General features: G+C 73.9%; 9 protein-coding genes and 1 pseudogene. 4 read left to right on the top strand and 6 right to left on the bottom strand.

Annotated elements, in window-relative coordinates; translation table 11 throughout:
• Position 1: 1 nt before the first annotated feature.
• On the bottom strand, positions 2 to 2,002 hold the full coding sequence (locus OG500_RS34805; RefSeq protein WP_329586186.1) for a translation factor GTPase family protein: 2,001 nt from the start codon (positions 2,000 to 2,002) through the stop codon (positions 2 to 4).
• 184 nt (positions 2,003 to 2,186) lie between these two features.
• Between OG500_RS34805 and OG500_RS34800 the strand changes: the two genes are divergently transcribed.
• Positions 2,187 to 2,636: a hypothetical protein gene (locus OG500_RS34800; protein ID WP_329586183.1), complete on the top strand. Its 450-nt coding sequence runs from the start codon at positions 2,187 to 2,189 to the stop codon at positions 2,634 to 2,636.
• A 19-nt stretch (positions 2,637 to 2,655) separates the two neighbouring features.
• On the opposite strand, the gene OG500_RS34795 is transcribed toward OG500_RS34800, so the two are convergent.
• Positions 2,656 to 3,615 carry a helix-turn-helix transcriptional regulator gene (locus OG500_RS34795; RefSeq protein ID WP_329586180.1) on the bottom strand — a complete coding sequence of 320 codons (960 nt, stop codon included), beginning with the start codon at positions 3,613 to 3,615 and terminating at the stop codon, positions 2,656 to 2,658.
• A 103-nt stretch (positions 3,616 to 3,718) separates the two neighbouring features.
• Between OG500_RS34795 and OG500_RS34790 the strand changes: the two genes are divergently transcribed.
• On the top strand, positions 3,719 to 4,426 hold the full coding sequence (locus OG500_RS34790) for an SDR family oxidoreductase (RefSeq protein ID WP_327070824.1): 708 nt from the start codon (positions 3,719 to 3,721) through the stop codon (positions 4,424 to 4,426).
• A 12-nt stretch (positions 4,427 to 4,438) separates the two neighbouring features.
• On the opposite strand, the gene OG500_RS34785 is transcribed toward OG500_RS34790, so the two are convergent.
• Positions 4,439 to 5,419, bottom strand: a complete 981-nt coding sequence (locus tag OG500_RS34785) for an MBL fold metallo-hydrolase (protein WP_329586176.1) — start codon at positions 5,417 to 5,419, stop codon at positions 4,439 to 4,441.
• A gap of 222 nt (positions 5,420 to 5,641) precedes the next feature.
• Between OG500_RS34785 and OG500_RS34780 the strand changes: the two genes are divergently transcribed.
• Positions 5,642 to 6,145 carry an SHOCT domain-containing protein gene (locus OG500_RS34780; protein WP_329586173.1) on the top strand — a complete coding sequence of 168 codons (504 nt, stop codon included), beginning with the start codon at positions 5,642 to 5,644 and terminating at the stop codon, positions 6,143 to 6,145.
• 49 nt (positions 6,146 to 6,194) lie between these two features.
• Here OG500_RS34780 and OG500_RS34775 read toward each other — a convergent pair.
• Positions 6,195 to 6,599: pseudogene (locus tag OG500_RS34775) on the bottom strand (DUF4345 domain-containing protein).
• A 76-nt stretch (positions 6,600 to 6,675) separates the two neighbouring features.
• Here OG500_RS34775 and OG500_RS34770 point away from each other — a divergent pair.
• Complete coding sequence (locus OG500_RS34770; protein ID WP_329586170.1) at positions 6,676 to 7,290, top strand: TetR/AcrR family transcriptional regulator; 615 nt, start codon at positions 6,676 to 6,678, stop codon at positions 7,288 to 7,290.
• Between the two features lie 30 nt (positions 7,291 to 7,320).
• On the opposite strand, the gene OG500_RS34765 is transcribed toward OG500_RS34770, so the two are convergent.
• Both OG500_RS34765 and fabD read right to left on the bottom strand, forming a co-directional pair.
• Positions 7,321 to 9,084, bottom strand: a complete 1,764-nt coding sequence (locus tag OG500_RS34765; RefSeq protein ID WP_329586166.1) for a cation:proton antiporter — start codon at positions 9,082 to 9,084, stop codon at positions 7,321 to 7,323.
• 276 nt (positions 9,085 to 9,360) lie between these two features.
• Positions 9,361 to 12,621, bottom strand: coding sequence for an ACP S-malonyltransferase (fabD, locus tag OG500_RS34760; protein ID WP_442907161.1), 3,261 nt, complete (start codon positions 12,619 to 12,621; stop codon positions 9,361 to 9,363).
• Between the last annotated feature and the right edge of the window lie 96 nt (positions 12,622 to 12,717).

The following is a 12,717-nucleotide window of genomic DNA, read 5'->3' as shown; positions in this document are numbered from 1 at the left end:
GTCAGACCCGGCGCTGGACGTGCAGCAGGTACTCCTTGCGGTCCAGCGGGTTGTGGTCCGTGCGCGCCCGCTCCGGGGTCGCCCCGCGGACCGGGCGGTAGCGCTCGAAGGCGTACTCCAGGACGGCCTCGCCGCGGGTCAGCCCCGGCAGGCGCTGCTCCAGCCGGTGGACCGCGGCGGCGGGGATCTCGCCCTCCAGCAGGCAGCCGGCGCCGTGCGGCACCGGGGCGTGCGGGAGGGCCCCGAGCCGGGTCAGCAGCGGCAGCACCGGGCCGTACGCATCGTTCGGCAGCTCCAGCCGGAACCGGTGCACGGGCTCGTGGACCGTGGTGCCGGCCTGCCGCAGCGCCGCCATCAGCACCAGCGGCGTGAGGTGGCGGAAGTCCCCGGCAGTGCTGGACATGCTGGCGTCGAAGGTGCCGTGGGCGTGGCTCTGGCGGGCCCAGTAGCCGCTGTGCGTCATGGTCACCGTGCAGTCCAGCACCTGCCAGCCGTGCAGCCCCTGGGTCAGGGTCCGGCTGACGCTCTCCTCCACCGTCTTGATGAACGCCAGTGGCAGCGAGCCGAGTTCGACCGCCAGTTCGAACCGCACCCCGGAGTCGGGCGGGCCCGGCTCGACGCGCAGCCCGACGGTGGCCAGGAACGGGTTCGGCGGCTTGGCGATGACCTCCACGGCCGAGCCGGCGCCGCACAGGCGCTCGACGCAGATGGTGGTGGTCTCGCGGAAGTCGACCGCGACCCCGTACTCGTCGGCGAGGGTGGCCTGGATGACCTCCTTCTGGACCTCCCCGTACAGCGAGACCGACACCTCGCCGCGCAGGTCGTCCTGGCGCAGGTTGATCAGCGGGTCCTGTTCGGCGAGTTGGGCCAGCGCGAGATGGACCGCGGCCCGGCCGGCGCCGTCCCGGGGGACGACGACGGTCTCCAGGGTCGGCGGCGCGAAGTGGCGCTGCTCCCCCGCCGGGCCGGGGTGCGCGCCGAGCGGATCGCCGACCCGCACCTCGCCCAGGCCCCGGAGCCGCCCGATCCGGCCCGCGGCGAGAGCGTCGGCCCGCACGCAGGAGCCGTCCTCGAACAGCTCGACGGCGGTGACCTTGCCGGCCCGCCGGTCGTCGCCCGCGCCGAAGCCCACCTGGTCGCGGGTGCGGACCGTCCCGGCGAACATCCGGACGTAGGCGATCTTCTCCCCCGCCGGTCCGCGCTCCACCTTGAAGACCGTGCCGCTGGGCTCGCCCTCGGCGTCAACGCCCGCGGCGGGCAGCAGCGTGGCGATGCCGGTCAGCAGGGCGTCGATGCCCGCGCCGGTGATCGCCGAGCCGAACAGCACCGGGTGGAGCAGCCCGCGCGAGGTCAGCGCCGCGAGCCGACGGCGCAGTTGCCCGCCGGCCGAGGCCTTCGCCTCGTCCGCGAGGTAGGCGGCCAGGAACTCGTCGTCCTGCTCGGCGAGCCGGTCGACGAGCGCGGCGGTGAAGGCGGGGTCGGAGTCGGCGTAAGGGGCGTAGGCCGCCGCGCGCGTCCCGCTCCCGGTGACCGATCCGAGGGGCACCAGGGCCGGGGTCAGTCGCTCGGCGATCTCGCGCAGCACCCGGTCGCGGTCGGCGCCGCGACGGTCGATCTTGTTCACGAAGAGCAGGGTCGGGATGCGCAGCCGCTCCAGCGTGCGCATCAGCACGCGGGTCTGCGCCTGGACGCCTTCGACGGCCGAGACGACCAGCACGGCGCCGTCGAGCACGCCGAGCACCCGTTCCACCTCGGCGATGAAGTCCGGGTGGCCGGGGGTGTCGATGAGGTTGACCGTCGCTCCCCGGACGGCGAACGACACGACCGCCGCCTTGATGGTGATCCCGCGCTGCCGTTCCAGCGCCAGCGAGTCGGTCCGGGTACTGCCGTCGTCGACGCTGCCCAACTCGTCGACGACTCCGGCGGCGTGCAGCAGCCGCTCGGTCAGACTGGTCTTACCGGCGTCGATGTGCGCCAGGATGCCCAGGTTCAGCATGTGCACGGTGCGTCAGGTCCTTCGATTCGGCGATGGTTTCGGCGGCGAGGGACGCAGACAGTGGACGCATGGGTGTGCTCCTTGGTCGATGGGGGCGCTGGGGCGTTGCGGCGCCGCCGGGCAGTGGATCAGCCGGCCGCCCGCGGTGGCAACCGATTTACGGCTCGCCGACCGGTGCGAAGATGGCCGGGTGGACCTGAATGAGCTGCTGGTCGGCCACTGGAGCAGTGTGCCGTTCTCCTATGGCGTGATGGAGGCCTCCGAGCTGGGGCTGCTCGGCGACGGGCGGGGGTGGAGCGCCTGGTTCAACGCGGACTCGCTCTGCGTGACCCGGCTGCGCTGGCACTGCCCGGAGCCCGGGGTGCTGGAACTGCGCGAACAGTGGACCGTCGCCGGGGAACTGGGCGGGACGGCGGGCCCCTTGGCCTTCGCCGGCACCGAACCGCCGGTGTGGGCAGGCGAGGTGACGCGGCACCGGTACACGATCGGCTCCGCCGTGCCGATGCCGGACGCCGATCCGCTGCCGGCGATCACCTTCGAGGAGGCGGTCGAGTTCTGTCACACCTTCGCCCGGGGCCCGCGGGAGATCACCCCCGAGGAGGACCCGAGCCACCGGGTCCCGCCGCCGGCCGGCCGCTGAGGGTCCGGGTGCTCGGGCTTCACACGTCGACGTTCCGGGTGCCGAGGCTCTGGGTGCCCCGGTTCTCGGTGCTGAGGTTCTCGGTGCTGAGGTTCTGGGTGCTCAGGTTTTCGGTGCTGAGGTCCTGGGTGCCCAGGTTCTCGGTGCCCAGGTTCTGGGTGCCCAGGGTCACGACCAGCGCCAGCCGGTCGGCGTCCGGTGTGCCGGGCTCGGCGGTGTAGACCATGATGCGCAGGTCGCTGCCGGCCACGGTGAGCGTGTCGCAGTCCAGCGTGAGCGGGCCGACCTGCGGGTGGTCGATGGTCTTGCGCGCGGCCTCGTGCCGGTCGACCGCGCCGGAGTCCCACAGTTCGGCGAACCGCTCGCTCTTCGCGCGCAGCTCGGCGACGAGCCCGCGCAGCCGCTGGTCGGCCGGGTAGCGGGCGGCGGCCTCGCGCAGGTCGGCGACGAGCGCACTCTGGAAGCGCGGCCGCTCCTGCTCGGTGTGCCGCACCCGGCCGCCCGGTCCGAGCAGGTTGCGCCACACGCCGTTGCGCTCGTTGCCGCGCCGGCCCGACGGGTCGCCCATCAGGGCCGCGTAGGGCGGGTTGGCCAGCAGCAGCGTCCAGCTCGCGTCGAAGACGGCGACGGGGGTGCCGGTCAGCCGGTCCAGCAGCCGCTGGACGCTCGCGGTGATGTGGGTGGGCACCGTCAGCGGGCCCGGCGGTGCCAGCCCGGCCAACAGGTACAGGTGGGCGCGCTCGGCGGCCGACAGTCGCAGCGCCCTGGCCAGGGCCTCGACGACCTGCGCCGACGGATTGGCGGCGCGCCCCTGTTCGAGCCGGGTGACGTAGTCGACGGAGATCCCGGCCAGCAGGGCCAGTTCCTCGCGGCGCAGGCCGGCCGCGCGCCGGTGCCCGCCGCCGGGCAGCCCGGCGTCCACCGGCGCGACCCGGTCGCGCCAGCGGCGCAGTGCCGGTCCGAACTCCCCTGTGGTCATGCGGACCAGTGTGCCTCGGCGGCCGGGGAACTGCCTGGTACCACCAGTCCCAGGAAGAGCGGGCAGCTGGCTGGACCCGGTGGCCGGGGGGCAGGCTCGGGGCATGACGACAACACTGATCACCGGCGCCAACAAGGGTCTCGGCTTCGAGACCGCCCGACGGCTCGTCGCCGCCGGCCACACCGTCCACCTCGGCAGCCGGGACGAGGAGCGCGGGCGCCGGGCCGCCGAGGCGCTGGGGGCCCGACTGGTCCTGCTCGACGTCACCGACGACGCCTCCGTCGCCGCGGCGGTGCGGACCGTCGAGGCCGCGGGCGGTCTGGACGTCCTGGTCAACAACGCCGGCGTGGAGCAGCACGGGCCGGACAACTCGACCATCGGCGCCGCCGAGCTGACCGCCGACACGATGCGCTCGGTGTTCGAGACGAACGTCTTCGGGGTGGTCCGGGTGACGCACGCGTTCCTGCCGCTGCTGCGGCGCTCCGCGGCCCCGGTCGTGGTCAACGTCAGCAGCGGCCTGGCCTCGCTGACCCGGGTCAGCGACCCGCAGGACGTGGCGCATGGGTTCCCGGGCGTCGCCTACCCCGCGTCCAAGACCGCGCTCAACATGGTCACCGTGCAGTACGCGAAGGCGTTCCCGGACATCCGGATCAACGCGGTGGAGCCGGGCTACACCGCGACGGACCTGAACGGGCGCGCGGGCCACCAGACCGTCGAGGAGGGCGCCGAGATCATCGTCAGGATGGCGCTGCTGGGGCCGGACGGACCGACCGGCGGATTCTTCGCCGCCGGTGGTCCGCTGCCCTGGTAGGCACCGCGTCGGTCAGGCGGACTCCTCCAGCTCCCAGGCCAGCTGAGCCATCTGGCCGGCGACGGCGAGCGGGTTCGGGGTCTCGGTGCTGCCGTCCAGGTACCGGTACTCGCTGCTGAGGGTGACCAGCAGGCGTTCCACCAGGCCGAGTTCCGGGTAGCGGCGCTCGGTCGCCAGCTGCCGGGCCGCCTCGTAGGGGGTGAACCCGGCGCTGTGCAGGGCCCCGGCCCGCTCGGCGAGGTACTCCAGGTAGGAGATGTGGGAACGCACCCCGGCCCGGTCCAGCAGCGGGCCGTGACCGGGGACGATGGTCTGCGCCCCGGTGTCCAGGATGTCCTGGCAGGCCCGGATGATGCCGGACAGCGGGCCGGCCCAGTGCACGACGTGGTCGCCCGGCTGCTCGTCGGTGCTCGCGAAGATGACGTCGCCGGCGAAGACGACCTGCTGCTCGGGCAGGTGGACGATCAGGTCGCCGCTGGTGTGCGCGGGGCCGACCGTGCGCAACCGGACGGGGATCCGGCCGACCTGCAGGTCGAGTTCGCCGGTGAAGGTCCGGGTGGGCAGCACCGGCACGCAGTCCGACCAGTCGAACCCGCCGAAGTGCCGCAGCAGGTAGCGGGTGACCGGGTCGGTGGCGCCGCTGTGCACCAGCGCACGCATAGTGGCCGGGTCGGGGTCGAACTCGATGTGGTGGACCGTCTCCTCGGTGGCGATGATCTCCGCCTCCGGCAGCACCGAGGCGCCCCACAGGTGGTCGCCGTTGCCGTGGGTGACGAAGACGGACTCGACGGTGCCGCCGGGCGCGAGCAGCGGGGCGCTCGCGACGCGGAACTCCTCCGCCAGACGCCGGTCATAGGGGGCGTCGACCCAGGCGGCCGGGCCGCTGGGGCAGGCGATGAGCCCGCCGTTGGAGAGCCCCCAGCCGGCACTCGGCGTGGTCAGGCGGGCATAGACACCGTCAGCAATCGGAAGAACATCCTGGTTGATCATCATAGTTGAACAGTCTGTCGTCGCTCGGTGTCACTGGGAACAGAAACCAGTGGTGGATTTCGCGGATCCGGCCCGCCGCGGGTCGGCCTTTGCGTGGTCTTTGCCCGCCCAGAGGGTTGGGCACCGTGATTCCGGCACGGCTGCGCCACCGGTCGCAGGCCTGCCACCTGGCTGATATGCCTGAATGGTCCGCTCGGGGCAGGCCCAGCCACACCAGGAGCCGACATGACCGATTACCCCCTGCTCAACCTCTTCTGGACCATGCTGGAGTTCTTCCTCTGGATCCTCTGGCTGTTCCTCCTCTTCAAGGTCATCTCCGACATCTTCCGCAGCCATGACATGGGCGGCCTGGCCAAGGCCGGCTGGATCGTCCTGGTCATCCTGCTGCCCTTCCTCGGCATCCTGCTCTACGTGATCGTGCGCGGAAAGTCGATGGCCGAACGCGATCGCGAGCAGGCCCGGCAGACGGACGCGGCCGTCAAGCAGTACATCCGTGACGCGGCCGGGGCGCCGGGAGACGGCGGATCCGGATCCCACGTCGATCAGCTGGCCAGACTCGCCGACCTCAAGGCCAGCGGCGCCCTGACCGAGCACGAGTACCAGGCGGCCAAGGGCCGGCTCCTGGGCACGGGCACCGGCGTGGCACCCGCGGGCAGCACGGGCAGCACCGGCACGGGCACCAGCACGGGGACGGGCACGGGCACGGGGACGGGCAGCGGAGTCGGCTGACCGGGACCGATACCTGACGCTTCACCGGCCGCCGGTGCGCCGAGCCCCCTCAGCGCACCGGCGCCGCGTGCGCCGACGCCACCCGCTCCTCCGCGTCGGCCAGCAGGAAGCAGACGGGCGGCAGGACGAGTTCGATCACGGTCAGGGCGATCTGGAACCACTGCGGCCAGCCGTACCGGGCCAGCGAGAGCAGCCGGCCCGCCGCGCCGAGCAGGAGGACGCCGGCCAGCACCCGCACCGCCGCCGCCGGGATCGGGCGCTACCGAGCGGCCCAGAGCCACGCCAGCCCGTACCCGGCGAAGCCCGCCCCCATGAAGCGGCCCCAGCTGTCGACCGTCACCCCGGCGCCGCCCGCGCCGGGGATCGCGGCGTTGCCGAGCAGCACGTGGAACAGCCCGATCGCCACGCACGCCCAGCCCATCAGTTGCACGAGCACCCGGAGGGTCCTGGCCATGATTTCCACCCCGCCTTAGTAGACATGTGTCCACTAAGGTAGACCCTGGTAGACATGTGTCAAGTAAGATTCCGCCATGCCTCCCCGCCAGCGCCTCACCCCCGCCGACCGCCGGGACCAGCTCCTGGCCGTCGGCGCCCGGCTGTTCGCCGCCCACCCCTACGACGACGTGCAGATGGAGCAGGTGGCCGAAGCGGCGGGTGTCTCCCGGGCGCTGCTCTACCGCCACTTCCCGAACAAGCACGCGCTCTTCGCGGCGGTGTACCGGCAGGCCTCGGACCGGCTGCTCGCCGAGACCCGGATCGATCCCGCCGAGTCCCTGGTGGACCAGCTCGTCCAGGGCATGGACGTGCACCTGGACTACTTCGTCGCGAACCGCAACGCCGTCCTCGCCGCCAACCGGGTGCTCGCCGGCGACCCGGTGATCGGGACCATCATGACCAACGAACTGGACGCCCTGCGTGCCCGGCTGCTCACCGTGCTGCCGCTCGCCGACGCGTCCGCCCGCGAAGCGGTCTCCGGCGTGCTGAAGAGCTGGCTGGTCTTCGTCCAGATCCTCTGCGTCGACTGGCTCACCGAGGAGACCTGCACCCGCACCCAACTGCGCGACATCTGCGTCGGCGCCGCCCTCGGAGCACTGCAGCCACTCCTGCCGGCCGACTCGGCCGCGGCAGCGGACCGGCCGCAGTGAGCGGTCGGGCAGGGGCCGGGGCCGGTCCGGTCACCGGTGCCCGGCCGCCGGGCCGAGCAGGATCTGCACCGCGGCGGTGCCCGGCTTCCCGGCGGGGCCGGGGCCGCCCGGGAGCAGGCGGCCGTCCGGGGCCACGGTGAAGAGCAGGTCGTGGCCGGGCGGGAGGCCGGTGGTGGCGGGACGGGTGGTGAGCCGGGCGCCGTGGGCGAAGCGGTCGGCCAGGTCGGCGCCGGTCAGCCCGGCGCCGAACAGCACGGCACCGCTGGGACCGGCCTCGGCGCCGTGCTGCATCGGCTCGGCCGGGGCCAGCCGGTAGACCTCCCGGTCCTCGTCCTGTGCCAGCAGCACGGCCACCAGGGCGTTGAACTCGTCGTCTCCGGTGAGCAGGTAGACGGCGGTGATGCTCTCGGTCTCGGCGCCCTCCCCGCTGGCGCAGTCCAGCAGGTCGCCCTCGGCCAGGTCCAGACCGGCCGCGGCGATCCGCTCGCGCTGCGTGGTGCGCCCGGCCCACAGGAGTGCCTCCAGCCCGGCCGCGCGCAGCAGTCGGCCGAGCTCCAGCACCCACGGGTCGCCGCCCACCAGCAGCGGCCGGGTGCGGGCCGGGCGCACCACGCCCAGCAGTCGGGCCACCGGGGTGGCGGTGAACCCGTAGAGGGTGACGGTCGCGACGATCACCAGGAAGGTGGCGGGCAGGATCTTCGCGGCCCCGCCGATCCCGGCCGACGCCAGCCCGGCGGAGAAGGTGGCCGCGGTGGCTGCCGCGACGATGCCGCGCGGCGCCATCCAGCCCAGGAAGGCCCGTTCGCCCTCGGACAGCTCGGTGCCGATCGTGCAGAGGGAGGCGAGCAGCGGGCGGGCGACCACCACCAGCACGGCCACCAGGCCCAGCGCGGGCAGCACGACCGGCCGCAGCGAGTCCCAGGTCACGGTGGCGGAGATCGAGATGAACAGCACGCCGACCACCAGCGAGACCAGTGCCTCGAAGAACGGCCGGCGGATCGCGAAGTGGAAGTCGGGCAGGGTCGCCACCGCCACCCCCGTCGCGATCGCCGCGATCAGTCCGGTGTCGTCGCGGATCGCGTCGCAGCCGGCGGCGACCCCGATCACGACCGCCAGTTGGACGGTCGTGCCCAGGATCTCGCCCAGCCGCAGGCGCACCAGCAGCCACCAGAGCAGCGCGATGCCGACTGCACCGCCGAGCAGCCCGATGCCGATGCTGGCCAGGAACTGCCCGCTGCCGCCGCCCAGGCCGTGCCGGCGGTCGTTGAGCAGCGCGTGGAAGACCAGCGCGCCGGCGATGCCGCCGACCGCGTCGATCAGCGAGCCCTCCCAGAGCAGGATCCGCTGCAGCCGCACCTCCGGGCGGACGAAGGTCAGCAGCGGTCCGACCACGGTGGGGCCGGAGACCACCAGGATCACCCCGAGCATGGCGGCGGCCTGGGCGGAGAGCCCCAGCAGCGGGGCCGCGGTGACCCCCGCGATCACGGTGGTCAGCACCAGGCCGCCCCAGACCAGGCGGTTGACCACCCGCCGGGTGTCGCCGCGCAGGTGCCGCAGGTCCAGCCCGAGGCCCGCGTCGTAGAGGATCACCGCGACGGCCAGCGAGACGAGCGGGGCGAAGGCGGGGCCGAGGATGCGGTCCGGGTGGACGTCGTCGGTGATCGCGCCCGCGGCGAAGCCGAGAGGCAGCAGCACGATGATCGCCGGGATCCGCAGCCGGGCCGCCAGCACCTGCCCGCCCACGGCGAGCACCACGATCAGGCCGGCCCCGATGAAGATCTGCTGCGACGTCATCCGCGCCCTTCCCTCGCCCGTCCGGGTCTGCCCGCAATCAGAGGCCGCCCAGGTCAGGGGCGGCGCGACGGGGTCGAGCATCTCACCGAAGGGGCCGTGCGGCGGGGATCCCGGGGCGGGCGCGGAGGTGGTGGCGCGGAGGTCGTGGCGCGGAGGTCGTGGCGCGGAGGTGCTGGCGCGGAGGTGCTGGCGCGGAGGTCGTGGCGCGGAGGTGGTGGCGCAGCCGTGGCCCGGCCCCCGGGGCAGGGGCCGGGTCCGCGGTCGCGCTGGCGCGGGTCAGCCGAAGGCGCGCAGGCGGGTGGTGATGTGGGCCGCCGCGCCCTCCATCAGGACGTCGGCGACGGCCGCGACCGTGCGGGCCTGCCAGGGGTGCAGCCCGGTGCCGGCCACCACCTGGTTGAAGGCGCCCATCGAGGGGCCGCAGTGGACGAGGTAGTCGACCCTGGCGCGCTGGTCGCCCGTCACCGCGAGGCGGAAACCGCGCTCGAAGTAGCCCCGGCACAGCGCGGTCAGCTCCGCCTTCGGGTCCCCGCCAGGCGCCGCGGCCGACGGCAGCTCGCCGCCGAGGTAGCGGTCGAGGACCTGGGTGCGGGTGTCGCTGTCGAGGTCGGCGAGTGAGGTGTGGCGGCGCCACAGGTCGTGCAGCTTCGCGGCCCGGGCGGGGAAGAAGAGGCCGCGCTTCAGGTAGCGGGCGCGGACGCCGAGTTCGAACATCTCGCCCCAGGGCGCGGTGTCGACGTCGTATTCGCGTGCCTCCTGGAGGAGGTCCTTGACCTGGGTGCTGGTGGCCGCCTCCACCGTGCACTGGTTGACCGAGCCGGTCAGCACGAACTCGGCGCCGAGCAGGAACGCCGCCGCGGCCGCCTCCGGCGTGCCGATGCCGCCCGCGCAGCCGACGTGCACCCGGTGGCCGCCGGGCCGGGCGGCCCCGTCGCGCAGCCGGAGCACCGAGGGCAGCAGGGTCAGCAGGTCGGCCGTGCTGCTCAGCCAGCCGCCGTCCGCCTCCACGCACAGGTCGTCGGCCATCGGACGCGCGGCGGCGGCGCGGGCCTCCTCCTCGGTCACCTCGCCGGCCGCGAGCAGCCGGGTGACCAGGTGCTGCGGCGGCGGCGCGAGGAACTCGGCGGCGACGTCGGTCCTGGAGACCTTGGCGATGATCCGCCCGCCCTTGAGGCGGAAGCGGACCAGCGCCGGGGTGATCAGCGGGAAGCCGGAGGCTTCGATCAGATCGACGCCGTGGCGCAGCAGTTGGTCGACCAGGGCGGACTCCTGCTCCGGTGCGCCGTGGCGGTAGAGCAGGTTGACGCCGAAGGCGCCGCCGAGGCCCAGCTCGCCGGTCAGCGCGCGCAGCTGCCGCTCCACCTCGGCCGGCGCGAGGCCGCCGGTGCCGAGGAAGCCGAGCAGCCCGGCCTTGGCCGAGGCGCGCAGCAGGTCGGGGCCGGAGACGCCGCCGTAGAGCGAGCCGACCAGGTAGGCGCGGCGCAGCCCGTAGCGCTCACGGAAGCCGCGGGCGCCCAGGTCGTCGGGGCTGAGCGCGGCGGGGGCAGCGTGAGCAACACGGGCGGCGGGGGCAGCGCTGGGGACGGCGGGGACGGACGCGACGGGGACGGTCTGCGGCTCAGGCGCGGGCGCGGGCGGCAGGGTCGGGGCGGGCAGCGGCTCGGCGGCGGCCCGGATCTTGGTGACCAACTTGCCGAGCACCCGCCCCGGTCCCAGCTCGACGAAGTCGAAGTCGCCGAGCCCCATCAGCCGGCGCACCGTCTCGGTCCAGCGGACCGGGGAGGCGATCTGCGCCGTCAGGGTCTGCTTCAGCGCGCCCGGCGCGTACGGCTGGGCGTCCACGTTGGCGAGCACCGGGACGGTCGGCGGGTGCAGCGTGAAGCCGTCCAGGTAGGCGGCGAACTCTGCGGCCGTGTCGCGCATGTAGCGGGAGTGGAAGGGGGCGCTGACGTTGAGCCGCACCGCGCGGGCGCCGGCGGCCTCGAAAGCGGTGCAGGCCGCGTCGATCTGCTCGCCCGGCCCGGAGATCACGAACTGGTCGAGCGCGTTGTGGTTGGCGAGGTCCAGGCCGTCGAGCCCGGACTCGGCGAGCACCCGGGTCACCGTGGCCTCGTCGGTGCCGACCACCGCGGCCATCGAGCCGCCGCCGGCGGCGGCCATCAGCTCCCCGCGCCGGCGCACCAGGTGCAGCCCGGTCTCGAAGTCGAAGACCCCGGCGGCGAAGAGTGCGACGTACTCACCGAGGCTGTGGCCGATCAGGAAGTCGGCGGGCTCGGGGTCCTGGGCCAGCCGGTCCAGGTAGCTCAGGGCGCTCACCACGTAGAGCGCGGGCTGGGTGAACTCGGTGCGGCCGAGCTTGCGTTCGGGGTCGAGGACGCAGAGCTCCTGGATCGGGTAGCCGAGCACCCGGTCGGCGATCGCGGTCTGTTCGGGGAACCGCTCGAACAGCTCCCTGCCCATCCCCCGCTGCTGCGACCCCTGACCTGGGAAACCGTAGACCTTCATGCCGCGTGCCTTCCTTGCCGTCTTCGGGGCTGCTGTCGTCGGGGCCGGTGTCTTCGGGGCTGCTGTCGTCGGGGCCGGGGACACCGGTGCCGGTGCCGGTGGCTTCGGGGCGGCGAGCCGGCGGGCCCTGGCCGTCACCTCCCGGTCGTGGCCGAACGGGCTGAGCAGCGGCAGCGACCTGGACCGCGCCCCCGCCGGCAGGTTGTTGCGCACGAAGTTGTGCAGCGTGCCGGAGGGGCCGAGGTCCAGGTAGAGGAAGTCGCCGCGGCCCAGCATCCCGGCCATGGTCCGCTCGAACTCGATGGGCAGGCGCGCCACCCGCCAGAAGTGCTCCGCGGTGGCCCGCCCGACCAGGCGGCCGTCCACGCAGGAGACCCACGGAATCCGCGGCGGGGCGAACTCCACGCCGTCCAGGGCTCCCCGGCACTCGTCGAGCACCCGGTCCATCAGGCCGGAGTGGTAGGCGTACTCGACCGGCACCCGCTGGTGCAGCACGTCGGCCGCGCGCAGCGCCGCCTCGGCCCGGGCCAGCGCCTGCTCGGTGCCCGCCACCACGAAGTGGCCCGGGTAGTTGCGGGCGGCCACCTCGCACTCGTGCAGTTCCGGCACCCGGTCCAGCGCCTCGGGCCGGGCGATCACGGCGAGCATGCCGCCGCGCGGGCCGGCCCGCAGGCCGTCGGCCTGCCGGACCAGGACCCGCAGGCACTCCAGCGGGTCGATGCTGCCCGACACGGCCGCCGCCGCGTACTCGCCGAGGCTGGAGCCGAGCAGGTAGTCGGGCTCGATCCCGGCCGCCCGCAGGCTCTCGGCCAGCGCGAGTTCGATCATGACGATCGCCGGGTGGGTGATCCGGGTGTCGGTGAAGGGGTCGTTCTTGCGCTTGGCCGGGTCGAAGAGCCGGGCGAGCACGGACTCGCCCAGGGCCTCGGCGACCACGGCGTCGTAGCGCTGCAGGGCGGTGCGGAACACCTCGTCCTCGTCGAAGAGTTCCTCGCCCATCCGGTAGTACTGGGAGCCCTGCCCGGAGAACATGAGGACCACGGGCAGGGACCCGGTGGGCGGCCCGGCGACGTGGGCCGGACCGACGTGCGCCGGCGGGGTGCGGACCGGCTCGGCGCGCAGCGTCGG

It is taken from the genome of Kitasatospora sp. NBC_01250 (genome assembly GCF_036226465.1).
Lineage (GTDB): Bacteria > Actinomycetota > Actinomycetes > Streptomycetales > Streptomycetaceae > Kitasatospora.
Note: the sequence above shows the minus strand (reverse complement) of the source record. Positions and strands in the feature narration are given on the sequence as shown.